Genomic DNA, 23,838 nt, shown 5'->3' with positions numbered 1-23,838 from the left:
CATCAAAAAAGGATATACTCTTTTTTGGGCATTCTACTATCACTTTTAAATACTGAGCATTTAATTATATAAATAGCGCCATTTGGTAACAATGCTGCAGGCAAGTCCTGTCGTCTCCTGTAAGGAGCATCTGGGAACAACAATCCTGTAATTGTTCCATCTTCATTTAACTTATAAGCTTTGGCAGCGCAAAATTCCGGTTCCATTACACTAAGTACACATTGAGCATCATATTTTTGATAAACGTCGAAAGCATCATCGATATCAAGTTCATTTCTCAACGGCGATGTTGGTTGCAGCAACGCAATAGTGCTAATTTGTAATCCTTCAAGCTCTAAAACGTCAATAGCATGACTAATAACAACTTCACTTGTTGAATCATCATTAGCATACTCACTAGGCCTTAAAATTACCTTAGCCCCATGCTCTTTAGCAATTTTAGCTATTTCCATGTCTTCAGTCGAAACATAAACCAAATCAATTTTATTCGATTTTTTCGCCGCCTCTATAGTCCAACCAATTAATGGTTTGCCACACAAAGATATAATATTTTTACGAGGTAACCCCTTAGAGCCACCTCTAGCGGGAATCAAAGCTACGTTCATGTTTTATATCACCATTAAAATTTGATTTAGAATTATCAGTCTGCTCATCTCGATCTTTTTACTTGTGGGAGCAAATATCTAAAAATAACATAAAGTACAGAAAACAACCCGCCTAATATCGTACCTAAAACAAGAATTATTAACCTTTTAGGGCCTACTTTTTTCTGGCAATTTAGCCGGGATTAATGTTTTAACTAAATATTGGTTATTAACCTCAGTTAGCATTAGCGTCTGTGAATGCGACTCAATCATTTTATAAAAAACTTCCAACATCAATGTATTTGAAGTTGAATTGAGCTTATCTTCTATAAACTCTATATTTGCCCTCGCTTCACGCTGATCTTCTGTCTTAAAGTAGTCATTAATATCTGTCGCCATTAAGTTTGTTGTAATAAAAGCAACCTTTGGAGAATAGTGCTTTACACTAATACTCAACACACCAATTTCTTTGTCGTAAGAAACAGTCAAAAACTCTTCTTTGAACAATTGATAAGCTTCAAAACTCGTTGGCTTAAAGCTCTTTGTAGGACCAAAAAATAAACTACTCTTAGTCAACCAAGTTTTCGATTCTGGGTTATACTTACTTAAATCATACAAGATTTCGTTTTTTTCTCATTCCATCCGTTTGAAGCCGTAAACATTTCAAACAAATTATTTTTGTTAAGGAATTTTTCGATATATGGCCAACTAGTCATCAACTCTATAGCATGTTCTATTCTATTTGACTCCTCACCACCAATATTAATACCTGCCATAGCAGCTATTCCACCGTACTTCGACGCAAGACTTGACAAACTGCCGCCGTTGTCACCTTGTGCTGGAACCAAAGAGATTGTTGATTGATAAACATTTGGTAGTGACAATGCATGAAACAGAGATAATATCGATATAATGAAAGTCGATAGGAGTACTTTAATCTTATGTTTCCACACACATGTTATAATTTCTTCAAATGTAATGTATTCACCAAAAGAGTATAAAGCATGTCCATCTCCCTGAACATCATCGCTAGAGTTCAACGATTCGCCTTCACATTTTGTAACAGTTTCTAAATTTCTAGTTTCTTTCAAAATATTTTGCTCTATGTCCATTTATGATCTTAAATCGATAATAGTTTAATTAAACATTTTTTAGTTAAAGTGTAGCGATTAGCGCAAGGGTTGTTGCAGACTGCGCAAGTATTGTGGTTACGGCCTGCCATAAAGTTAATGTTGGTATCGGAGACACATCTGCTGGTACCATAATTGAATCTCCAGGTTGTATTTCAAAGCTTGTAAACCAGCCACTTATCGCTACCACACGTCCATTAGCTTTAATTAGATACGTATCGTCATCTTCAGCAATTTGGTTTATTCCACCAGCACCATCTATGTAATCATCTATTCCATCACCTTTAATCCATGGTAGTGTCGTAGGTTGATAAACTTGCCCTAAAACACTAACCTCAAACGATTTACGAGGAACGATAAGTTGGTCGCCATCTCTTAGTTCTAATGAGCCTTCTTTTACCGTTATTTGTTCGGTGGTAACAACCATACGGCCGACAGCTTGCGCTCCTTCTAAGCTGTTTAGAAGTTGTTCAAATGAATCGGCACTGCCCGTTGAATACTCGCCGGCATTGTAACGACTCATCACCATTTGCTGTTTTAATTTTTGTTGGGCTTCTTCTAGAATTTTTTGTTCTTTTTCTCGCAAATATTCTCGAGTAAATACACTCGCATTAAGTTCTGCGTACTCTGTAAATCCACCAGCTCGTTGCACAAGTTCAGCAAGAGTCTCGCCTTTGCGAATGGTATATTTACTCAGGAACTTAAACTCCCCCATAAGTTCGACCGTTTCAGCTTCTACCCAATCAGGGATGCCTTTAATAAACAAAGAGTCTTTCGCTTGCAACGCAAAGGATTCTAATGCATCACCTTTTAATGGTATTGTTTGTAAGTCAAATTCCGAGGTGTCGATGCCATTTGTATTAAAGCGAGCAACATTAAAATCAATCAAATAGCTAGATTCGGTATACCCGCCAGCAGCAGAAACCAAATCTGCTGCTGTCATATATTTTGATAATGGATACGTACTATGAAAACGTACTTGCCCCTGCACTGATACTAAATCTTGCGATACTGTTTTCGAGGTTTGCGTTTTAATTTCTTCAATTAGATCCGCGAGTAATGCTGCTCGCGGTTCATTTAAACTAAACACGTAAAGTTTATCTTTAGGTGTCAGTAAGATAGTTAAATCAGACTGTTCCTTTAAATTAACCACTTCAAATTCAATTTTATTCTCGATAAAGTTTTGTCTCTTTAACAGGGCATAATTGAAATCAGTAAATTCTTTAAAATCATATGACGCTTTGATTAAGTCATTTACCGTCATGTTTGCACTTAGCGGGTATTCGCCCTGATATTCAACATTTCCGGCTATTTCAACATACTTTGCAGGTTCGTCACTGCGGGCTTGTTTTTTAATCGATTAACCACAACATCTAAGTTTCGGTTACCATCCGCAGCAAAAATATAAATTTTATCTCGGCTTTCTAACTTAGGGTTTTTGTCTGAATTAGGCGAGTTAAATGCATCCCTTACCGAAAACTGAATTGTAGAAATTGTTCTTATGGTCGGATCTTCCCTAACAATAAGCGCATAATCCAAATCTGGGTTGGTTTTTAAGTCGGTAATGTCTTCAATAACATCTAAAACCCGTTGACCTTGTTTCCAACTAAAAACGCTAGGGCGGTACAAATGACCTTGAAGCGTTACAACGTTGTCGAGTTCGTTTAAAACACTGCCAATACGAAGTACATCGCCATTTCTTATTTTGATTGATTCTGCCTTTTGCGCTTCTAGATCGACATCTACTACCGTACGTCCACCGTTTTGATCTAAACGTTCTAATTTTGAAGCCGCTAAATAAGCGGTAGCTAGTTCATTACCGGCTAGTTTTAAAACATCAAAAACACTTTCGCCGCCAATAACTTCATATAATGCTGGACGTTTAACTTCACCTGTCACTCCAACGATTGGCCCAGTTGGTGGAACAAATACCACATCGCTATAGGCAATAATGTAAGATCTTTAGACGTATCACCTTTAAGCAGTAAATCGTATAAATCTATCGTTTCTATTAATTTTCCGGCACGTTTTAGTTGCACATTTCGTAGCGAACCCACATGGCTAATGCCACCTGATGAATAAAGTGCGTGCGTAATCGTAGATAAAGCACTTAACGAATAGGCCCCTAGTTTAAATACTTCACCTAAGACAAATACGCGAATACTGCGCATCTGTCCCATATTCATAATACCTTCAACACCTATGACTTTAGTTTTTAGCTCATGTTGAAATAGGGTTTTAAATTCACTGAACGTCAAACCAGCAACATTAATTGGACCCAATTCAGGTAGGAAAAACACGCCACTGCGGTCAATTATTATACTGGTAGACTGGTGTTCCTTGCCAAACAATTGAACCTGAATTTCGTCCCCCGCACCGAGAATATACTCGCTATAGGCACTGGCATATTGGCCATAGCTTCAAACCCGCTAGCTTGACCACTAAAAATATCGTAACCAAATAGTTTTAAAGCTTGCTCTTTGTTAGCTTTGTCAATTTGGCTCGTGCTTTCAATATCTTTTATTTGTTGTGTTTGTTGCAATGCACCTTTAGAAAAGGCATTTTCAACTCGGGCCGGTTGAGAAACCTGTCTCTCTTGCTGATAATTATTTGTGGTATTAGTGGAAGGAATGACGTCATTGATATCGACGCCATACTGTTTTGCAAGAGCAACTTGCTGCTCCCTAGGGAGTTGTTTTAACTGTTCAATTTGCGCAGCGGAAGGGGTAATTGCTAACGCGTTAGTACTTATAAAAAATACAAATAATGCGCCTAAAGCCACAAACCTAGAATACTTCATTTTGTAACATCCCTAAACAATTAAAATCTACCCGGCAAAAAGAGCGCGTAATATATCAAATTAATTTTGAAATAGCACAGTTATAGCCTGTCATATTTATTTTTTTGAATTAAGTGATTAAAAACCAGTCAGCTTAAAACTAAACTAATCACTTTGAAATTAAACTTAGATGGTAATTTCCAAAATTAATTTTTATAGCCATTTGGGTTTTCACTTTGCCAACGCCAAGTGTCTATTACCATTTGCTCTAATGTTTTTTCCGTTTGCCAACCTAATTCCTGTAAAGCTTTATAAGGATTGGCCCAACATTCAGCTATATCACCCGCTCGCCTAGGTGCCACTTGATAAGGAACGGCTTGCCCCGCTATTTTCTCAAATGATTTAACCATATCTAGCACAGAATAGCCCTACCTGTCCCTAAATTATGAATTTGCACTCCCGTTTTATCGTTAATATAACTAAGCGCCTTTAAGTGTCCTTTAGCTAAATCGACAACGTGGATATAATCTCTAACGCCTGTTCCGTCAGGCGTATTGTAGTCATCACCAAACACGCTTAAAAATTCACGTTTACCTACTGCTACTTGAGATATAAAAGGCATTAGATTATTTGGAATACCCGTTGGATCTTCACCTATTAACCCCGATTCATGAGCCCCGACTGGATTGAAATACCTTAATATGGAGGTTGACCAATTTTCATCCGACTTAGCTAAGTCTTGCAAAATAATTTCCATCATCAGTTTACTCTGGCCATATGGGTTAGTGGCAGATGTTGGGAAGTCTTCTGTAATTGGAACAGAAGCAGGGTCTCCATAAACCGTTGCGGATGAGCTAAAGACAAAATTATAAATTGTAGCTTTTTGCAACTCCTCCAATAAGGTTAACGTGCCATGAACGTTATTTTGATAATATGTCAACGGAAGTTGCGTTGATTCTCCGACAGCTTTATAACCTGCAAAGTGTATCGTAGATCTTATATCTGGATGTTCACTAAATATGCGACGCAGTAGCGCACGGTCGGTGATATCCCCTGATAAAAAGACACTTCTTTACCTGTAATTTTTTTCACTCGGTTAAGGCTTTCTTCTGATGAATTACAAAAGTTGTCGATAACGACCACTTCGTAATTATTGTTTAGAAGTTCCACAACAGTGTGACTGCCGATATAACCAGCGCCGCCGGTAACAAATACTTTTTGTGTCATAATTAATTCTTCATCTAAATTGTTAAACGTAAATTTAAGTAAGTTAATATTTTAGGCTGTTTTACTTCACCCTTCTAACAACATCTTAAGTTCCTTATCTAACGATGAAAAAGGAGCTTCAGTTGCACCAGACTTTTAACACTACTGGTTAATCACTGCCAAATAAGTCGCGGGTATATACTTTTTCGGCAACATCTTTGATTTCATCAACCATGCGATTTGCAACGATAACATCCGCTTCTTGTTTAAATTTAGCTAAGTTATTAACCACACGGGAGCGGAAAAACTCAGTCTCTTCCAACACGGGTTCGTATACAATAACTTCGATGCCCTTGGCTTTTATACGTTTCATTATGCCTTGAATGGCAGAGGCTCTGAAATTATCCGAACCCGATTTCATAATCAGCCTATGCATACCAACCACTTTAGGATTTTTAGCGATAATGGAATCGGCAATATGATCTTTTCGTGTGGTATTTGCGTCAACAATGGCACGAACCAAGTTTTGTGGTACGTCGCTAAAATTAGCCAGCAGCTGCTTGGTATCTTTAGGTAGACAATAACCGCCATAACCAAAAGAAGGATTATTATAATGGTTGCCAATACGAGGATCTAAACTTACGCCTTGAATAATTTGTTTCGTATTGAGGCCATGACGCTCTGCATAAGTGTCTAGCTCATTAAAATAGGCAACTCGCATAGCCAAATAGGTATTTGAAAATAGTTTGATAGCCTCTGCTTCAGTAGAGTCAGTAAACAAAACATCGATATCTTGTTTTATTGCGCCTTGTTTTAATAAGCCCGCAAATACTTCAGCGCGTTTAGACTGCTCACCTACAATAATTCGAGATGGATGCAAATTGTCGTACAAAGCCTTGCCTTCACGTAAAAACTCAGGTGAAAACATTAAATTATCAATGCCTAATTCTTGTTTTAAATTTGCTGTAAAACCTACAGGTACCGTAGATTTAATCACCATTACCGCTTTAGGGTTGATAGCAACAACATCCTTGATAACCGCTTCAACAGAACGAGTATTAAAGTAATTAGTTTCTACGTCATAATCCGTCGGAGTTGCAATAACAACAAATTCGGCATTTTCGTACGCTAACTGTTTATCTGTTGTCGCCTTAAAATTAAGAGACTTGTTGGTTAAAAAATCGGTAATTTCAGTGTCTACAATAGGTGCAACACCACGATTAAGCATTTCAACTTTTTCTTCAATGATATCAACCGCGATCACTTCATTATGTTGCGCTAACAACATGGCATTTGAAAGACCTACATATCCTGTTCCGGCAATGGCAATTTTCATTTAGAGTTTTCCGTTAGTAATTTTTTAATTCTATTTTCAAGGCTTTATGTCTAACTTGTTTTTGTATGGCTATTTTACTACTAGTAAAAATTAAAGCTAGATTTTATAAAAAGCTCGGTACCAATCTACAAACTGTTGAACACCATGTTTTATATCTACTTTAGGTTGATAATTTACGGCCTTAAATAAGTCATCGGTATCGGCCTGGGTTTTATAAACATCACCTATAGTTGCATCGGCATCATATTTCTGTTGGCTTTAATTCCAATCGACTCTTCTAACGCATCTACAAAATCCAATAATGCCACTGGTTGACCATTGCCAATATTAAATATTTGATACGGTGCCGAACTATTTTTAGGACTGCCAAGCTCTGAATTCCACTTGTCATTTGGTTCAGGTATGCAATCTGCAACCCGAACGACACCTTCAACAATGTCGTCTATATAAGTAAAATCCCTTGCTAACTCACCGTTGTTGTAAATATCAATTTGTTCACCTTCAAAAATCTTTTTGGTAAATTTAAACAGAGCCATATCCGGACGGCCCCACGGGCCATAAACAGTGAAAAATCTAAGTCCAGATGTTGGTATACCATATAAGTGTGAGTAAGTATGACTCATCAATTCATTTGATTTTTTGGTAGCTGCATACAGGGAAATAGGATGATCGACAGCATCGTCACAGTTAAATGGCATTTTCGTATTTAGGCCATAGACCGAACTTGAAGAAGCATAAACAAGGTGTTTTACATTATTATTACGGCACCCTTCCAAAATAGTCAGATGCCCGATTAAATTAGAATCGGCATAGGCAAAAGGATTATCTAGGGAATAACGAACGCCGGCTTGGGCTGCTAGGTGGATCACGCGGTCAAACTTTTCAGTTTCAAATAAGTTAGCGATCCCTGCTCTGTCAGCCAAATCGACTTTAACAAATCGAAATTTAGTGACTGGTTCGAGTTCGGTTAAGCGTGCATATTTTAAATTAACATCATAATAATCATTGATGTTGTCAATCCCTACTACATCGTGCCCTTGACTTGTTAATACTTTACTAACATAAAACCCTATAAAGCCCGCGGCACCGGTAACCAGATATTTCATCGACATTCCTGTTTAATAATACAAATTTCTAATTTTTTAATTACGTTTTTACTAATCACTGCCAATCAATAAATCGAAATCAATTTGATTTAGCTTATTGAGAGTCCAGATAAGTTTACTACTTTAACACTATTTCCATTGAACTCGCCATATTTTACTAGGCACTCAGACCCGCAAATCATTAGTAAATAAAAATTACAACACCATATATATCAAGCAACTCAATTTTGAATGACTAATGCATATTATTACCAACTAAACTCTAAAAGGCTAAATAAGGTTTTCACTTTAACTTTTCATCATTTTGTTTTTACTAAAATTTTTAATAAAAAACATAAATTTTTGACATTATGATATGCCGTTAGTCGCCATAATAAATTTAGCAGTGTGATTAAATCAAACTAAAAAGCTATGAGTAACATTAACATTAAAATTGAATTACCATAGAAGACACTAGTAAGGCGGCGATTGAGTGGTTAATAATATACAGAATAGATTATGTTGTTCTAACGCAAAAAGTAATCAATTGAGGTTTAGCTAAAAAGAGTATCGAGCTTTGTCGGCCCGATACTCTTGTTGAAGGGGTAAATTAAATTAGATACGGCCTAAAGCCGCTAGCCCCACTGTCAGTTGATAAAATATTGACGTGGCTTTTTCCCATAGGGTTAACTGGTCTGTATAGCCCGCATCGAGGGGCACGACAATTGTATCGCCTGCGCGGATTTTTAATGTTCGGCCAAACCAAGAGTCGTCGGGGACATCGACGAGACCATTTGCTCGGATGATGTAAATGCGGTCTTCGTCTGCTTGTTGACGTAATCCACCACTAGAATTGAGGTAATCTTCCAATTGCCAATTTTCGTCGTGTAAATGCGTAGTTGCGACTTGAACTTCACCGATGATATTTACTTCATCACGATACGTAGGCACATGCAGCTGGTCACCATTTTCTAACTTTAGCGGCGATGCTTCTGCAGCGATAATCTTTTCTAAATCGATAACAAGACGACCAACGCCTTCGACTGTTGTGAGCTTATCAACGAGTAACTGCACTTCGCTGATATTTACATTGCTATAAGAAGAAGAGATCGATTTAAACGCCAATTCTTTACTTAGATTACGAGCCATGTTTTTGGCTTGTTGCTGCTCAAGAATTTTTAGTGACTGGCGAGTAAAAATGCCGCCTCTGGCGCGGCAAACTGCGTTAGGCCACCGGCTCTTGCTACAACTTCAGATAAGGTTTCACCTTCTTTTATGGTGTAAGTACTATGAGAACATCACTTCCCCCGTTAGTGTAACTTTTAACTCTTCTTGCCAATTAGCTTGCTGGAAAAAGTTAACTACATCTCGCGGCTCTAGTTTAATCGAACGCCAATCATCGTTGACTAAATTAAACGACAAATGCTTCGTGTCTTTGCCACGTTCTGTTGTTTGTACGATTCGTGAAATTTCGCCTTTTTCAAAATTTGCAGACTCTGTTAATCCACCAGCTGCAGCGACCATTTGCTCAAGCCCCGCACCTTTTGATAACGGGTATACACCTGGGAAGCGGACTTGTCCGGTGATCTCGACCACAGGCACTAATTCTCCGCCCTGTTGGCTATCTGTTATCAATTGAATAATTGGTCTAATGAGCTGTCTTCGGCTATACCGTTTGGTTTCAATTAGGGCTTTTTGTTTTGAAAACAGATCACCATGTTGAAGTTCAAACAAATAGTTACCGTCAGTTTCAATTCTAAAGTGCGTATTTTTGGAATTCTTAAGTTTGTCGTCCAGCTTTACATCGTTGAGTTTGCCAACTTCTCTATCGATTAGGTCAAAAGTATTGTGTTCAAACTGACTAAAAAATACCACTAAGTCATTTGCATTAAGCTTGACATCATCACCGCTAAAAACGCCACTTGGGGAAAATTGCTGAACTTGATATTGATTAAATGCGCCATGAGTTACGACAAGCGCATAAGTGAGATCGGTCGTTGGCAAAATATCGTCATGGCTATTGATTAGTTGACTCAGTTTCATGCCTTGTTGCCAAGTATACATCCCAGGTCTAGCGACAGCCCCTGCTACATTAACAACATCACTAAACTGCTGAGATACAGGCATTACCGTAACCACATCACCGTTTTTTAGTGACAAATTATTTGAATCTGACTCAGTTAAATCTAGAGCGCTAACTTGACGTTGGTAATTGTTGTCAAACGATGCCAATACCACATTTTTAGGGTAAGCATTCATTGTTAAACCACCGGCATATTGTACTAAGTCTTTTACCGAATCGTCTGATGTAACTTCGTAAATGGCTGGACGACGAACTTCCCCAGTTACTGAAACTTGGCGTTTCACACTATCGACAAAGATCACATCACCCTGTTGTAAACGATTGTCTTGGGATACGTCCCCTTGTGTAAAGACCTTATATAGGTCGAGGCGAGCTATGTTTTTTCCGCCACGTTTTAAATAGATATTTCTAAGTGAACCAACCAGAGTCGGCCCGCCACTGATAAACAACGCATTAGTCACTGTCGAAAGGCTAGATAAGTGATAAGCCCCAGGCTTCTTTACGTCGCCAACTACATAAACTTGAATACCGCGAAGGTCAACAATTGCTACTGAAGACTTAAACCCAATGGTTTTTTCATCAACAACATTTGCAATATGAGCTTTGAGTTCGAGAAAAGTTAGACCTGAAACATTCATAGGCTCAAGTTCTGGTATATAGATTTGCCCTTCATTATTAATCGTCACGGTATAGCTCACGCTATTTTTACCATAAAGCGTGACATCTAATGTATCGCTAGTACCTAATATATAGTCCGCTGGGACGGGAATTGTGCCACCAGGGATAAATGCCGCCTGTAATTGGTCAAACATATCATAGCCAAATGGCTTTAACGTTTTGTCCTTAACACTCACCTTTTCGACAGAGTTTTGAGTTGCTAAGTTATTAACATATTGCATTTCAGGTCTTATTGCCGGTTCGGTTACCGACGAATAGTTTGAAACTGCGCCACTTATTTGCGAGATATCTATACCAAACTGTTTTGCTAACGCTTCTTGTTGTTGTTTTGGCAACCGCTTAAATTGTTCAATTTGCGCTTGAGAAGGTGTAGTTGAAATTTGCCCGTACGTTTCAGTTGAGGTAAAAGACGCAAAAACAATGATCAGGTAGAAAGTCAAATATCCTATAAACTTACCCATTAAAAACAATTCCTAATTATAAAAAGTGTAAATATTTAAAAACACCGAATTTGACTTCAGTTAAATGCAGGGGCGCATTTTACCTAAAATAAGAGCGATGTAAATCAACTCCTTTGTGTTCAATTGTAATTCTTTGTAATCAAAACGAAACAAACCAACAACTGCTCCATTTTCGAACAAATAGCACCATTATTGGGAGTTTTAGAAACAAAAAGCCCAGTTTATAGTTAACTGAGCTTTATATTTAAAAATCACTCTAGCCGTTTATGCGCTTTAAAATATCGGCTTATTTGTCGGTGTTCACAGTAATAAATCTGATATTACAGCGTACTGTTTATATATAAGCCTACGCAGAAACTAACGTTAATTAAACTAGGCGATCAATTGTTATATCTGTTAATCGCCTAATAAAATTAATCATTGAGATTATTTATTGTGGTCTTCTTTCATACCTTCATGAGTACCAACAACAGATAACTCTTCTTCAAGACGACCTTCTTGGTCTTGAGGGTGGCTATCTTCTGCGCCATGCATCCAATCGACAAGTTTGTCGCTCAGTAACCATAAGCAGATACCGGCAGCAAATGCCATTACCGCAACGCCACCAAATGTAGACATTGGACCGGCGTCGCCAACAAGCTTACCGATTTCAGCAGCAACTTTATTGCCTAAGCCTGAGAATAGGAACCAAACACCCATCAACAATGACGTGTATTTCAGCGGTGCTAATTTAGAAACCATTGAAAGACCGATTGGAGATAAACATAATTCACCCATAGTATGGAATACATAAGCCATTACTAACCAAATAACATGCGCTTTGATATTTTGGTCATCGCCAATTTGAATCGCAGCACCGACCATAGAAACAAAACCTAAGCCCAAAAAGAACATACCTAATGCAAATTTTCTTGGTGAGTTAGGCTCCGCATCACCCATTCTTAACCACATTGCCGCAAATAATGGCGCCATGATAATAATGAATAAAGGGTTAACAGACTGTAACCAAGATGCTGGCATTTCCCAACCAAAGAAAACTAAGTCAGTTTTATACTTAGCAAATAAGTTCATTGACCCTGCAGCTTGTTCAAAACCAGCCCAGAATACGATAGTGAACAAAGACATAATCAAGATAACTTTAACGCGATCACGTTCAACTGGTGTTAACGGTTTGTTTGACGCTTCTGTATCACCTTTGTTTTGCTTCGCAGAAGGTTCAACACCGATGTCACCTAAGTACTTTTTAGATAATGCAAGTTGAAGGATTACACCCAATAACATACCAAAACCGGCAACAAGGAAACCATATTGGTAGTCTACTTTTTCACCGATAGTACCAACTACCATGTATCCCAAGATTGAACCTAAGTTGATACCCATATAGAAAATAGTAAATGCCGCATCACGACGTTTGTCACCTTCTTCGTATAAGTCACCAACCATTGTAGAAATATTAGGTTTGAAGAAACCATTACCGATGATCATCAAGCCAAGACCGAGCCAGAAAAACATCGTTTCCATGCCAGCGATCAAGTCATGAGGCGTACCTAGAGCAAATTGCCCGAACATCATCAGTAAACCACCAATAATGATAGATTTACGCTGACCCCAGACGTTATCAGCCATCCAGCCACCAAGTACAGGTGTTACATAAACTAACATTGCATACGTGCCTAAAATGCTCAATGCATTTGATTGCAACGCCTTGTCATAGTCTTCTTGTGCAGAAACAGAATTTGGATCGATACCAAAATAGGCCATGTCCCAGCCCATTGCGACAGCAGTTGCCATCGTAGTTAGGTAAAGAACAAAAATACCACGCATACCGTAGTAGCTCATTCGTTCCCACATTTCCGTACCAAATAACAGGAATAGACCTTTAGGATGGCCTAACATTTCACCTGTAGCGACAGATTTATTCATAACGTGCCCTTTATTTTTTTATATTATTATTTTAATAATTCGGTTACGCATTAACAAAACTACATAGCGCATGTAGCGTAATACCGAATTTAAACCTCTGCGTTTATACAATCATCATAGAAAACATGCAATAGGCATAGGATTAATCAACATATGTACGGGTTCGGTTTTTGTAATTTTATGTGCACCATTGTAAATCATTAGTCAGCATCGGCGATATTGGGAACCTCCAATCATTTGTAGACTGCGCCTTTCTTTGCCCTGCGGGCAGCTATTTCGACTGCGTCGACCATACTGGCGCGGGGCTTGTGCCTTGCAGGCGGCTTTCGCCTAAAGGCGAGTTACTTTTCTCAACAGCTAGAAAAGTAACCAAAAGAGCCGCTTTCGGCCAATATTCTTGTCTTACATTAAATTCAGTTTTGTCTGAAAGACGGGATGTAATTTCGTCCATGAAAACATCCCTTACTCGACGTCCTGTCTCATACTTTTGAAAACTGATTTAATTTCAGGAATATTGAATGGAGGGAAAATGTAGCTGGAACTTTAGGTGTGATAAAACGTTTTTTAGAAAAACCGTCATCCCTAGCTTGTAAAATTAGTCGAGCCACGGCGATATTTGGGATCTCCAACCGAGTGCAGAGGAATGTCATAGTTTGCCTTACAGGCAGTTCTTTCGACTGCGTCGACCTTACTGGCGCGGGGCTTTTGCCTTGCAGGCGGCTTTCGCCTAAAGGCGAGTTACTTTTCTCAACAGCTAGAAAAGTAACCAAAAGAGCCGCTTTCGGCCAAATCCCTAATCCTTATTTAAGATTTATATTATCGTCGGAGTCGGGATGAAAGTATGTCCATATACAACCATCCCTTGCAACGGCGTCCCTGCCGTTCACTTCGAGATATAAATCTCAACTAAGGGGATTTATACGAAGGAAAAAGTCACCTGAACTTTAGGTGCAAGGAGTTGTTGTTTCAGAGAAAAACGTCATTCCAATTAAACAGAAAAGACCGTCATCCCTAGCTTGTAACATGAGTCGAGCCACGGCGAAATTTGGGATCTCCAACCAAGTGCAGAGGAAGTTCATAGTTCGCACTAAAGAATGCTTGAATGTTACAAGTATCACCAATGTATAGCGCACCAAACTATTTTTACTTTCGGAGTCGTTTGTTGGAGATCCCAAATATCGCTGGGGCGATTTTGGAATGACGATTCTTTCTAATAAAGCGTCATTTCAATCAAACAGAACAAACCATAATCCGAACCAAACAGAAAAGACCGTCATCCCTAGCTTGTAAAATTAGTCGAGCCACGGCGATATTCAGGATCTCCAACCGATTCCAGAGGAATGTCATAGTTCGCACTAAAGAATGCTTGAATGTTGCTAGTATCACCAATGTATAGCGCACCAAACTATTTTTACTTTCGGAGTCGTTTGTTGGAGATTCCAAATATCGCTGGGGCGATTTTGGAATGACGATTCTTTCTAATAAAGCGTCATTTCAATCAAACAGAAAAGACCGTCATCCCTAGCTTGTAAAATTAGTCGAGCCACGGCGATATTCAGGATCTCCAACCGAGTGCTGAGGACATTCATAGTTCGCACTAAAGAATGCTTGAATGTTACAAGTATCACCAATGTATAGCGCACCAAACTATTTTTACTTTCGGAGTCGTTTGTTGGAGATTCCAAATATCGCTGGGGCGATTTTGGAATGACGATTCTTTCTAATAAAGCGTCATTTCAATCAAACAGAAAAGACCGTCATCCCTAGCTTGTAAAATTAGTCGAGCCACGGCGATATTGGAATGACGATCCTTTCTAATAAAACGTCATTCCCAAAACCTGCGGGGTCACCCATTCATTCCTGAACCAAGGTGCTTTCGTTGTTTAGTGTTGCAGTAAGTGGGATTCTTGCTGTTTTAACTTGTTTAGACCTGAATAGTCAAAGTCTTCATTTTTATTATTTAAATCTTCTACTTTGTAGCTTTCAACAGAAAGGCCGGTGGCGTAAACATTGCCATTGATTAAATAGGCTTTGTCTTTGTAACTCGCGGCGATAATACCGTCACGGTGGTCTGGTAATTGAAATAGGTTGAAGCCATTGCTGTAATCTGTTGTTGGATTTTGGCAGTTTGCTATATTTTGTAAAATGGTCGGGACCACGTCAATATGGCCCGTTAAACTCGTGACTTTTTGGGCTTGTCATTAGCGTTTGACTTAGCTGGTTTCACTAACATAGGTACGGCTAATTGCACTTTTGTAAAGTTGTTGCCATGCCCCCAGTATCCGAGCTTATTGTCGTTAAACTCCTCGCCGTGATCAGACGTTACTATGGTAAATGTATCATCCGCTTGCCCAGTTTCTTCAACCGCTTGCCAAATGTCGCCGAACATTGAGTCGATAAAATGCACCGAGTTTTTATATCGATTAAACAATGGGACTGGGTCCATATCCTTATTGAATAAAAATTTCTCCGGGTTTTTCTCAATCGGAACAAATTTTTCAAGCTCTTTCGGATATTGGTAGTTATGGTGAGATGAACTTAGGAACACAAATTTAAACCACGGCTTTTTGCTTTCATTTGCCCCTGAGCGTAAATCCCTCAACAACTTAGTCACGGCTCCTTGGTCATTTTGCAATAAATTACCATCCAGCGGATTAACGTAATTTTTATTTTCAATATCACCAAAAACATTGGCTTAAGGGAGAAACGATCCAAGTTTGACGAGGTATAAACGCCGATATCATAACCTAAACTCTCGAGGGTTTTGGTTAATAATGTTTGGTGTTTAAATGGTTCCGCTGTCATAAAATCACGATAGGTTGGATGCAATCCATACATCATAGAAAACAGACCATTTACCGTAACATTGCCACCACTAAAGTGGTTGGTGTATTCAATAGCAGACTCACCAAACTTAGCAATATTCGGCGTGACATCCATATTCATAACATCCTGTCGCCAACTTTCTGCAACAAACAATAATATGTTGGGCAGCGATTGTTCTGCATTTGGTTTACACTCTAATGCCTGCAAAGGGTAATTTAGCAAACTATCATTTCCATTTGCTTTACCACTACTTGTCAGAATATTGCCAACTTGACCCGTTCCCGTTTCAGCTACTTCCGGAAAGGTGTCCGGGAAGTTTTTTTCAGCTTAGTCATTAAACTATTGGACGTCAGAGGCGCGTAATACGGAAAATACGGTGTGTACTTTGTAATATTAACCTGTCGGTACTCATAGCCGACAACATGAACCACTTGCCCAAGAAGAAACACGACAAAGACGGCAAAGTTAATTCGATAAAGCTTTAAGGCTGGAAACTTATGGCATTTACGGTAAATGACAATATTTACTAATGCCACTAATGACGCGACAAAAAGAGCCAACAGCACTAAGCCAAAAGATATCCCTATGCCTTTAAAATCGTGAAGCAACATATTGATGAACATCATGTCTACGTGAAAGCGGTAAACCCCAAATAGAAAGAAATCTCCAATCAATACAATATCAAACAGGATCTTTGGGATTAGGATACAAACGGCCAGTCGTTTGATCCAAAACAGCGGCAGTATTAACGATGTGACCACTAAAAATAAAAGATAGTAATAAAGCGGAATAATCAGTGAATACGCAGTACCCAATATACTTTGCTCGCCATTTACATTGATTAAAAATGTTAATAACAGTAACCACGAAAACAAAAAGCTGTACGCCAGAAAACGAAACATTTTTTCTGAATTTTGTTTTACTGAAAATGCATTTTTAACGTTGTGAGATACGTCATATTCATTACTAATACCTTTGGAACACTTAAAAGGACCATTTAACTTGATGGTAAATGCGATAAATTAAGCCCAAACTCAATAGGAGCCTTTTGCACTTTTATCAATTACTGGAAACGCCATGGATTTGTATCATATACATTTCCGACTAACGTTTTACCAACTAATGGTAACGCCCATGCCTAAGCCGTCATAAAACGCGTAAGGATGAAATTGATACCAGCTCCCAATATCATTTTTATTTACACTATTGACCGACTCCCATGCCATATACCAACCGAGTAGCACTTGAGATAAATAGTGGGCGTCATCATGTATTCGAGACCAGCCTGACAAGGTTGATGCAAAATAAGCAACATTTCTTTGCCACGGCGCTAATCCCTCGGTTTGCGCTAAAGTGATAAATGGCACTGCGCCCACAAATGAATGACCACTGACCCCATTACTGTCGTTAAACGGTCGCCATTTAGCATCTTGGTATTCGTCAGACGGTCTTGAGCCCCCTGTTAATAATTGCACCGCATACATTGCTGGACCACCGACTAAATAGGCTCGCATTGTGCGTTCACCCCACGCTCCGGTTTTACTTGACGCATCTGCGATCTGCATCGATGCGGCGACAAGGGTAAGCGGAACCAAGATGTTTTTTCGCCAAATAATTTTGCCACTTTGGCAACATCTTTTGATGTGCCAGATACCACATTATCGCGATGCCACTGTTGAAATTCCGTATCAATATTTGTATGCGCAATAACAGCACCAACACCGTAAAACTTAGTCGCTCGCCATAGGCGTTCTGAGGTATAAAACGACTGATAGTCTGATTTTATCGTTTGCCACGCGGCGTCGGGTGTAAATTTAAAGTCCTTGGCCTGAGCCTGACCTGTTAAACATAATAAAAATAAACAGGCACTAAAATACGCTCGCATATGAGAAAAGCTCCAATAATAAAAAGGTGGTGTTATCTAATGACTATCGATTAATAAAATCAATAATATGTACAAGCCAAACTAGACTTGCAATGGTGAGTGCTAGTGTAACTGCAGCACTCCCTAAGTCTTTTGCTCTGCCCGACAATTCGTGCCGTTCAAAACCAATACGGTCAACAGTTGCTTCTATAGCTGAATTTAATAACTCAACGATAAGCACAAATAACATCGCGATGAGCAACATCGCAAAACCAAACAAGGTGTCTGAAATGAAAAAAGCGACAGGTGTTAAGAATAAAACAAGGATCAGTTCTTGGCGAAACGCTGCTTCATGTTTAAAGGCTGCTTTAAAGCCCAAAATTGAGCAATGAGTCGCTTTTAAAATACGAGATAAGCCTGAGCCATTTGGTTTATTTGGGATTGTATCTGCTGAACCATTATTTTCTTCCGGTGTCGAACCGGCATTATCTTGCGACATGTTTTACCTAACTTTAAGTTATTATTATTTTAATTTTGGTGACTAAGTTGACCACTTATATCGGCATCCCGCATTGTAAATTTTTTCTACTGTAATTGAAATGGTTCAATCGTGGCCGGTCAACTGGTTGCTTAAAATATCATATTTTAACAAGCCGGGGATATGACTTTGCAGTCGTGTTTCGGTTTTATCTAACGATTCAAAGCGCTGACAAAAGGCATTTGCTTTTACGGCAATCCGATCAGCATTAATTTTAAGCGATTTATCAACGTCTTCACTTAACATTTTAACCCGCTCGCCAATATCAATATTGGTGCCTTCTATTCCATCGTCGTTTTCTCGCAAAGCCTCTCCCATTGCACCTAACATAATTTGCAGTGAGTCAGTAACAATTTGATTTACTTGGTTTCCCAATTCATCTTCGAAAAAATCGTCTAACTTATTAAGGGCCTGAGGCGCGATATAAAAGTTGTCACCGCTGCGGGCAAACTTTTCTAATATGCCGTTTTTCAGTTTACTAAAGTGTTCTTCAATACCTCTTGCTGAGTCGCTGCCAGCTAAGCTTTTAACAACTTTATCGAACGCGTCGAAGCCAAGCTCCATACTTTCCATCGCGATCATAACTATTTCAGGAAGCTCTTTTCTTAACCCTAAGCTAAATTCTCGAACCATGTATTTTTCTTGGTCGGTTAAAACAATAAGATCGCCGTTGATAAACAGCTGTGAATCGTTGTTAATTTGTACAAAAGTACGACCACGTTGCATAACACGTATGTGATCAGGAGAAATGAGTAATCCCATTTTTAGTTGAATTGGGCACCCGCCAGCATGGGCTGCTTTTGCGTTGCCAACGAGTAAAAAACTGCAGTAAAGATAACCCAAAATGGTCGTAAATATGTCAACGGATACGCCTAACTAAAAATTTGTCGTCATATTATAGTCTGGCGCGACTATGAACAAGTTTCCATGTTATTCAGCGTATCGTACCATTCGTACATAGAAATCAGAAAATTTGTCGGAGCTGTCGATGCGGCCGTTATCAAAAGCGATTGACCACGCCTCCATTGACAAGTCGGCAGATGTATTAGGGGTTGACGTCCAAAATCCGCCAACCGGCGACGCTGGGAACATAGATATATTAATCGACGGCGATACACATTTATGCTCAACAATCGACGCTAACTCTTTGAGATTGGGTAAACGCCAATCTGTATTGTTATTTACTCTAAAGGTCGCTGCTTGTTGTAATGCTTGTTGCTTAAGGTCAGACGTAACGGCTCGCCAACACATGTTTGCGAAGTGGTATTCCATGTTTGCCCAACAACACACTTTGCCCATATCAAGCCCGTAAGGGAATCGTTCAAATAAGTATCTGTTGTGCCTATGTCAAATCTATCAGACGGCGTTGTTTCAGTTTCGCCATCACAGCTTTGTTCGGCGTAAACGCTATTTGATAGCAAAGCTAAATTAGCCAAAGCAAACGTAACTAAACTGGTAATTTTAATGCTTTTCATTATGGTGTTCTCACTAACATAATATACGCAGACTTTGACGGCAGGATAACAGAGTCATCGCCCGTCGACAGATCCAAAACCCACTGGAACCCGCCACCACCTTCGGCCCCTTCATCAGATGTCCAGTAAAACTTATGACCCAAGGTTGTGCGATTTGGGTGATATCGGAATAATTCTGAGTCGAGCAGAAAGTCTTGATCGGTGTCGTTGTAATTGATGATCGACAACAATTCCATATAAGTGGGCACTCGCCAGTTTGCCCCACCACAAAATGTGGCCGTATTTACGCTATTCACATAGGTATCGACGCCACATGAAACGCTACTTGAACAAGAAGACGAACCAACGGCGGTGTCATCATAAGAATAGTAATTCTCTGCGCCTCTTAAGGTAGAGAACTGCGGTACAGCAATCTGTGCTTTCACCTCCCATATTAGGCCAGTGAAATTGTCTCGAACGCAGCTAAACACTTCATTGTCGTTTTCTATCTCATCGCCATTCACATCAAACTTAGTAAAGTCGAATGACTGTGAACCGGTGCCACTTTTGTCTAGAACTTGATAGACCGAGTCTCGGCCATGTTCGGCATCCTGAGAAGGAAACTCATCAGCCCCACAATCAATCTGGCCGGTATTGTCATAACACTCTGTTACACCCGTGTCGTGCAATAATCCTAAATTAAGTGGGCCAACCGTAATTGAAACAGAATCACTGCCGTTGTTGTTTAATGTATCAGTGACGGTGAGTTTAAATATAAGCACCTCTTCTGAATCGACATCTGGCGCGATAAAGTTGGCATTACAGGTAGCCGAGTCATTAATCGTGACATCCGTACCACTTGTTTGTGTCCAAAGACAACTATAGTCGGAGTTTGTCGCGACACTATTGGTGCCGTCAAGCAGGACTAAGGTAAATTCATCTACTTCTCGGTCATCCCCAGCATTAGCTGCGATAGAAACGCCAGCGGCAGATATTTGTACGTCGTAAATATTACTTTGAGCGGCTTCAAAATTATCAATTACTGTAAGCTGAAGCTTGTAGTTTGTGAGTGTTGCTACCAATGGGGCTTCGAAAGAAACGGCAACATCATTTTTTTCAGTGGTAAAACTTAAAGGCGCGTTACTGTCGACTTGTCGCCATTGATATTCCCTAATTTCACCGTCTATGTCATAACTGTCTTCGCCGGTTAATGTAACGATATCATAAGTATTATATGGCGGAAGTTCGGTATTACTGGCTTTTATAATCGCAACAGGTGCACTGTTTTTATTGGTGACAAAAACATTAACTGAGTCTTTAACTTGCTGGCCATCAATTGATGTATAGGTGATCTCAAAGGTTAATGTAGAGTCGACATTAACGGTTGGTGTAATAAGCTCCATCGTCGCGGCGGGTTCTTCTGGGAATTCTTCAATAGCTGGACCTTGAGTTTGAACCCAACTAATAACGCCGCCGGCGGGATATACTTCAGCATTTAATGTGAATGCCACACCTTCAATCACGGTAATATCTTGCCCAGCATTTACGCTGGCAATAGTTGCCGGAGACACGCCATTTTTTTGCTGGTCGCTACAAGCGGCAAACAACAATAATAGTGTCAGATTTAATATCAGTCTTAACCAATTCATAAATAGAGTTTAATCGCCCTAGCCTCGTAGTGCATTTATATTAACCACAGACATAGTTTTCAATATTCAAATTGCCATTCTAATGACAACGCACAGTTGTGTTCGTCAATTATTGAATACCACAGTGCTTTAACAACTGTCATTATATTTACACTAAAGAAAGCAAAGTTAGTGCCAGCTAAGTTATGTTGCTATTGCAAGCACAAAAAACCGAAATCGCCTGCACGTTTTCGGTTTTTTTCACACCAATGTCAGTAATTCAACTTGGCATTTAAGCAATGATAAAACGAATTATTCAGCCGCGGCTTCAGAATCGTCTTTATATTTTGCAGCGGTTTCAGCAACCAATGGTTGAAGTTCACCTTTTTGAAACATTTCCATAATAATATCGCAGCCACCAACTAATTCACCGTCGACCCATAATTGTGGGAACGTTGGCCATTCAGCATAGGCAGGTAGTTCAGAGCGAATATCTGGGTTTTGTAAAATATCTACGTAAGCAAACGGTTCGCCACATTGCATTAACGCTTGTGTTGCTTGCGAAGAAAAACCACATGATGGTAATTTTGGACTACCCTTCATGTAGATTAAAATTGGATTTTCGGCGATTTGTTGTTTGATTTTATCAATGGTTTCCATTGTTAACCTCTGGTGTCATGTGCCAATGTAGGCATTCAAGTAAAATTCAGTCGTTTTATAATCTGGTTGTTTTATAAAAATTAATGAAAAAGCGATAACATAGTTTAAAATGGATGCTTGAATCTCAATATTCAACCCTTATTTAACTGTTATATAAAAATTAACATAAGGTTATAAAACTTATACTTGAGTAAATTAGTCAAGTTTTATAATCTTAACAGCAAACATAAACAAAGCCAACGGAGAGACCAACATGGCGTTCGAATTACCAGCTCTACCTTATGCAAAAGATGCATTAGAACCACACATCTCAGCTGAGACATTAGACTTTCACCACGGTAAACACCACAACACTTATGTTGTTAAATTAAACGGTCTTATCGGCGGAACTGAATTTGAAGGTAAATCATTAGAAGAAATCGTAAAGAGTTCTGACGGTGGCGTATTCAACAATGCAGCTCAGATCTGGAACCACACGTTTTATTGGAATTCATTAAGCCCGAATGGTGGTGGTGTTGCAACAGGTGCAGTTGCAGACGCGATCAACGCAAAATGGGGTTCTTTTGAGGCATTCCAAGCAGCGCTTAACGACAAAGCAGTTAACAACTTCGGTTCTAGCTGGACTTGGTTAGTTAAATTAGCTGACGGTTCACTAGACATCGTAAATACATCAAACGCGGGTACACCAATCACTGAAGAAGGTGTTACACCAATTCTTACAGTGGACCTTTGGGAACACGCTTATTACATTGATTACCGCAATGTTCGTCCAGATTACCTAAAAGGTTTCTGGGCATTAGTTAACTGGGAATTTGCAAACCAAAACTTTGCATAATTTCAATTAAGCTAAAATTGATTAAGCCGTGATTAGAAATAATCGCGGTTTTTTTGGTCTTCTATTTATTCATTGGCGCTTTCCCCTTATCATTCACTCCAAATCCAATAAGATTTAAAAATTTAATGAAAGATATTCTTCTCGCCTCAGGCAACAAAGGCAAAGTTAACGAATTAAAAGAAATGTTAGCGCCGTTTGGACTTAACGTAGTTCCACAAAGCCAATTTAACGTTGAAGAAGTGCCAGAAACTGGTACAACGTTTGTTGAAAACGCAATTATCAAAGCCCGTCATGCAGCACAGGTAACCGGTTTACCCTGTATTGCAGATGACTCAGGTTTAGAAGTCGCTGCTTTAAACGGTGCTCCGGGTATTTATTCAGCACGCTTTGCCGGTGACAATGCAACAGATGGCACCAATATAGATAAATTACTCGGCATGTTGAGCGACGTTGACACTTCTCAGCGCTAAGGCTCGATTTGTTTGTGTTTTAGTTTATATGCGTCATGCTGACGATCCAACCCCAATTATTTGTCAGGGTCATTGGGACGGTGTTATCCAGACGCAACGCAGCGGTGACAATGGATTTGGTTACGATCCTGTTTTTTATCAACCACATTTAGATAAGACAGCTGCGCAACTAACTCCAGACGAGAAGCACGGTCTAAGCCATCGCGGCCAAGCACTGCGTCAATTAGTGGCACAACTAGAGCAACAACGCAAAAGTGGTATATAACTAATGCGAAAGCATCATTAAATGCGTCTAAGC

The 23,838-nt window shown here is 39.3% G+C and carries 26 protein-coding genes and 3 pseudogenes; 2 read left to right on the top strand and 27 right to left on the bottom strand.

The window, feature by feature from the left end:
• Positions 1–2: 2 nt before the first annotated feature.
• The 27 genes and pseudogenes from PN838_RS24580 to PN838_RS24455 form a co-directional block, all read right to left on the bottom strand.
• A complete protein-coding gene (locus PN838_RS24580; protein WP_272182345.1) occupies positions 3–605 on the bottom strand; it encodes an acylneuraminate cytidylyltransferase family protein in 603 nt (200 codons plus the stop codon).
• A 44-nt stretch (positions 606–649) separates the two neighbouring features.
• Positions 650–742 carry a hypothetical protein gene (locus PN838_RS27715; RefSeq protein ID WP_370661132.1) on the bottom strand — a complete coding sequence of 31 codons (93 nt, stop codon included), beginning with the start codon at positions 740–742 and terminating at the stop codon, positions 650–652.
• Between the two features lie 10 nt (positions 743–752).
• Positions 753–1,202: a hypothetical protein gene (locus PN838_RS24575; protein ID WP_272182344.1), complete on the bottom strand. Its 450-nt coding sequence runs from the start codon at positions 1,200–1,202 to the stop codon at positions 753–755.
• Positions 1,190–1,696: a Wzz/FepE/Etk N-terminal domain-containing protein gene (locus PN838_RS24570; protein ID WP_272182343.1), complete on the bottom strand. Its 507-nt coding sequence runs from the start codon at positions 1,694–1,696 to the stop codon at positions 1,190–1,192. The genes PN838_RS24575 and PN838_RS24570 overlap by 13 nt, the downstream gene beginning before the upstream one ends.
• Before the next feature lie 43 nt (positions 1,697–1,739).
• Entirely contained in the window at positions 1,740–2,978 is a 1,239-nt protein-coding gene (locus tag PN838_RS24565) for an SLBB domain-containing protein (RefSeq protein ID WP_272182342.1), read from the bottom strand.
• A gap of 44 nt (positions 2,979–3,022) precedes the next feature.
• Entirely contained in the window at positions 3,023–3,649 is a 627-nt protein-coding gene (locus PN838_RS24560; RefSeq protein ID WP_272182341.1) for an SLBB domain-containing protein, read from the bottom strand.
• Positions 3,610–4,065, bottom strand: coding sequence for a polysaccharide biosynthesis/export family protein (locus tag PN838_RS24555; RefSeq protein WP_272182340.1), 456 nt, complete (start codon positions 4,063–4,065; stop codon positions 3,610–3,612). The genes PN838_RS24560 and PN838_RS24555 overlap by 40 nt, the downstream gene beginning before the upstream one ends.
• Positions 4,032–4,514: a hypothetical protein gene (locus PN838_RS24550; RefSeq protein ID WP_272182339.1), complete on the bottom strand. Its 483-nt coding sequence runs from the start codon at positions 4,512–4,514 to the stop codon at positions 4,032–4,034. Before PN838_RS24550 ends, PN838_RS24555 begins: the two co-directional genes overlap by 34 nt.
• A gap of 185 nt (positions 4,515–4,699) precedes the next feature.
• Positions 4,700–5,720, bottom strand: a pseudogene (galE, locus tag PN838_RS24545) (UDP-glucose 4-epimerase GalE).
• Positions 5,721–5,868: 148 nt separating this feature from the next.
• Positions 5,869–7,035: a nucleotide sugar dehydrogenase gene (locus tag PN838_RS24540; protein ID WP_272182338.1), complete on the bottom strand. Its 1,167-nt coding sequence runs from the start codon at positions 7,033–7,035 to the stop codon at positions 5,869–5,871.
• A 96-nt stretch (positions 7,036–7,131) separates the two neighbouring features.
• A pseudogene (locus PN838_RS24535) lies at positions 7,132–8,141 on the bottom strand (NAD-dependent epimerase).
• Positions 8,142–8,735: 594 nt separating this feature from the next.
• Complete coding sequence (locus tag PN838_RS24530; protein ID WP_334313446.1) at positions 8,736–9,269, bottom strand: capsule biosynthesis GfcC family protein; 534 nt, start codon at positions 9,267–9,269, stop codon at positions 8,736–8,738.
• 138 nt (positions 9,270–9,407) lie between these two features.
• The gene (locus tag PN838_RS24525; RefSeq protein ID WP_272182337.1) at positions 9,408–11,342 is read right to left on the bottom strand and encodes an SLBB domain-containing protein; all 1,935 of its coding nucleotides are present in this window, start codon (positions 11,340–11,342) and stop codon (positions 9,408–9,410) included.
• A 426-nt stretch (positions 11,343–11,768) separates the two neighbouring features.
• Entirely contained in the window at positions 11,769–13,265 is a 1,497-nt protein-coding gene (locus PN838_RS24520; protein WP_272182336.1) for a peptide MFS transporter, read from the bottom strand.
• Positions 13,266–13,536: 271 nt separating this feature from the next.
• Positions 13,537–13,716 carry a hypothetical protein gene (locus tag PN838_RS24515; RefSeq protein ID WP_272182335.1) on the bottom strand — a complete coding sequence of 60 codons (180 nt, stop codon included), beginning with the start codon at positions 13,714–13,716 and terminating at the stop codon, positions 13,537–13,539.
• Between the two features lie 1,432 nt (positions 13,717–15,148).
• On the bottom strand, positions 15,149–15,424 hold the full coding sequence (locus tag PN838_RS24510) for a hypothetical protein (RefSeq protein WP_272182334.1): 276 nt from the start codon (positions 15,422–15,424) through the stop codon (positions 15,149–15,151).
• A 14-nt stretch (positions 15,425–15,438) separates the two neighbouring features.
• Entirely contained in the window at positions 15,439–15,900 is a 462-nt protein-coding gene (locus PN838_RS24505) for a sulfatase-like hydrolase/transferase (protein WP_272182333.1), read from the bottom strand.
• On the bottom strand, positions 15,876–16,313 hold the full coding sequence (locus PN838_RS24500; RefSeq protein WP_272182332.1) for a sulfatase-like hydrolase/transferase: 438 nt from the start codon (positions 16,311–16,313) through the stop codon (positions 15,876–15,878). Before PN838_RS24500 ends, PN838_RS24505 begins: the two co-directional genes overlap by 25 nt.
• Positions 16,314–16,381: 68 nt before the next feature.
• Complete coding sequence (locus tag PN838_RS24495; RefSeq protein WP_272182704.1) at positions 16,382–17,062, bottom strand: DUF3413 domain-containing protein; 681 nt, start codon at positions 17,060–17,062, stop codon at positions 16,382–16,384.
• Between the two features lie 141 nt (positions 17,063–17,203).
• Complete coding sequence (locus tag PN838_RS24490; RefSeq protein WP_272182331.1) at positions 17,204–17,656, bottom strand: phosphatase PAP2 family protein; 453 nt, start codon at positions 17,654–17,656, stop codon at positions 17,204–17,206.
• On the bottom strand, positions 17,590–17,976 hold the full coding sequence (locus tag PN838_RS24485; RefSeq protein ID WP_272182330.1) for a hypothetical protein: 387 nt from the start codon (positions 17,974–17,976) through the stop codon (positions 17,590–17,592). Before PN838_RS24485 ends, PN838_RS24490 begins: the two co-directional genes overlap by 67 nt.
• Positions 17,977–18,019: 43 nt before the next feature.
• Positions 18,020–18,454, bottom strand: coding sequence for a diacylglycerol kinase (locus tag PN838_RS24480; RefSeq protein WP_272182329.1), 435 nt, complete (start codon positions 18,452–18,454; stop codon positions 18,020–18,022).
• A gap of 105 nt (positions 18,455–18,559) precedes the next feature.
• Positions 18,560–19,336, bottom strand: a complete 777-nt coding sequence (locus PN838_RS24475; RefSeq protein ID WP_272182328.1) for a DUF2884 family protein — start codon at positions 19,334–19,336, stop codon at positions 18,560–18,562.
• A gap of 87 nt (positions 19,337–19,423) precedes the next feature.
• Positions 19,424–19,744, bottom strand: coding sequence for an Lcl C-terminal domain-containing protein (locus tag PN838_RS24470; protein ID WP_272182327.1), 321 nt, complete (start codon positions 19,742–19,744; stop codon positions 19,424–19,426).
• A complete protein-coding gene (locus tag PN838_RS24465; protein ID WP_272182326.1) occupies positions 19,675–19,968 on the bottom strand; it encodes a hypothetical protein in 294 nt (97 codons plus the stop codon). Before PN838_RS24465 ends, PN838_RS24470 begins: the two co-directional genes overlap by 70 nt.
• The gene (locus PN838_RS24460; RefSeq protein ID WP_215964142.1) at positions 19,968–21,596 is read right to left on the bottom strand and encodes an Lcl C-terminal domain-containing protein; all 1,629 of its coding nucleotides are present in this window, start codon (positions 21,594–21,596) and stop codon (positions 19,968–19,970) included. Before PN838_RS24460 ends, PN838_RS24465 begins: the two co-directional genes overlap by 1 nt.
• Positions 21,597–21,887: 291 nt before the next feature.
• Positions 21,888–22,235, bottom strand: a complete 348-nt coding sequence (locus PN838_RS24455) for a Grx4 family monothiol glutaredoxin (protein WP_215964141.1) — start codon at positions 22,233–22,235, stop codon at positions 21,888–21,890.
• A gap of 253 nt (positions 22,236–22,488) precedes the next feature.
• On the opposite strand from PN838_RS24455, the gene PN838_RS24450 reads away from it, so the two are divergent.
• Positions 22,489–23,070, top strand: coding sequence for a Fe-Mn family superoxide dismutase (locus tag PN838_RS24450; protein ID WP_215964140.1), 582 nt, complete (start codon positions 22,489–22,491; stop codon positions 23,068–23,070).
• A 125-nt stretch (positions 23,071–23,195) separates the two neighbouring features.
• Positions 23,196–23,805, top strand: a pseudogene (locus tag PN838_RS24445) (XTP/dITP diphosphatase).
• Positions 23,806–23,838 lie beyond the last annotated feature (33 nt).

Origin of the sequence: Psychrosphaera algicola (assembly GCF_028401425.1) — a bacterium.
Lineage (GTDB): Bacteria > Pseudomonadota > Gammaproteobacteria > Enterobacterales > Alteromonadaceae > Psychrosphaera > Psychrosphaera algicola.
The sequence above is the reverse complement of the archived record's forward strand: the minus strand, read 5'-3'. Positions and strand labels throughout refer to the sequence as shown.

Excerpts from the sequence above, each read along its gene's own strand:
- PN838_RS24580 (WP_272182345.1), bottom strand. The coding sequence starts at position 605 with ATGAACGTAGCTTTGATTCCCGCTAGAGGTGGCTCTAAGGGGTTACCT.
- PN838_RS24570 (WP_272182343.1), bottom strand. The coding sequence starts at position 1,696 with ATGGACATAGAGCAAAATATTTTGAAAGAAACTAGAAATTTAGAAACT.
- PN838_RS24565 (WP_272182342.1), bottom strand. The coding sequence starts at position 2,978 with ATGACGGTAAATGACTTAATCAAAGCGTCATATGATTTTAAAGAATTT.
- PN838_RS24550 (WP_272182339.1), bottom strand. The coding sequence starts at position 4,514 with ATGAAGTATTCTAGGTTTGTGGCTTTAGGCGCATTATTTGTATTTTTT.
- PN838_RS24540 (WP_272182338.1), bottom strand. The coding sequence starts at position 7,035 with ATGAAAATTGCCATTGCCGGAACAGGATATGTAGGTCTTTCAAATGCC.
- PN838_RS24530 (WP_334313446.1), bottom strand. The coding sequence starts at position 9,269 with ATGGCTCGTAATCTAAGTAAAGAATTGGCGTTTAAATCGATCTCTTCT.
- PN838_RS24525 (WP_272182337.1), bottom strand. The coding sequence starts at position 11,342 with ATGGGTAAGTTTATAGGATATTTGACTTTCTACCTGATCATTGTTTTT.
- PN838_RS24520 (WP_272182336.1), bottom strand. The coding sequence starts at position 13,265 with ATGAATAAATCTGTCGCTACAGGTGAAATGTTAGGCCATCCTAAAGGT.
- PN838_RS24515 (WP_272182335.1), bottom strand. The coding sequence starts at position 13,716 with ATGGACGAAATTACATCCCGTCTTTCAGACAAAACTGAATTTAATGTA.
- PN838_RS24490 (WP_272182331.1), bottom strand. The coding sequence starts at position 17,656 with ATGCAGATCGCAGATGCGTCAAGTAAAACCGGAGCGTGGGGTGAACGC.
- PN838_RS24485 (WP_272182330.1), bottom strand. The coding sequence starts at position 17,976 with ATGCGAGCGTATTTTAGTGCCTGTTTATTTTTATTATGTTTAACAGGT.
- PN838_RS24480 (WP_272182329.1), bottom strand. The coding sequence starts at position 18,454 with ATGTCGCAAGATAATGCCGGTTCGACACCGGAAGAAAATAATGGTTCA.
- PN838_RS24470 (WP_272182327.1), bottom strand. The coding sequence starts at position 19,744 with ATGTGTTGGCGAGCCGTTACGTCTGACCTTAAGCAACAAGCATTACAA.
- PN838_RS24465 (WP_272182326.1), bottom strand. The coding sequence starts at position 19,968 with ATGAAAAGCATTAAAATTACCAGTTTAGTTACGTTTGCTTTGGCTAAT.
- PN838_RS24460 (WP_215964142.1), bottom strand. The coding sequence starts at position 21,596 with ATGAATTGGTTAAGACTGATATTAAATCTGACACTATTATTGTTGTTT.
- PN838_RS24455 (WP_215964141.1), bottom strand. The coding sequence starts at position 22,235 with ATGGAAACCATTGATAAAATCAAACAACAAATCGCCGAAAATCCAATT.
- PN838_RS24450 (WP_215964140.1), top strand. The coding sequence starts at position 22,489 with ATGGCGTTCGAATTACCAGCTCTACCTTATGCAAAAGATGCATTAGAA.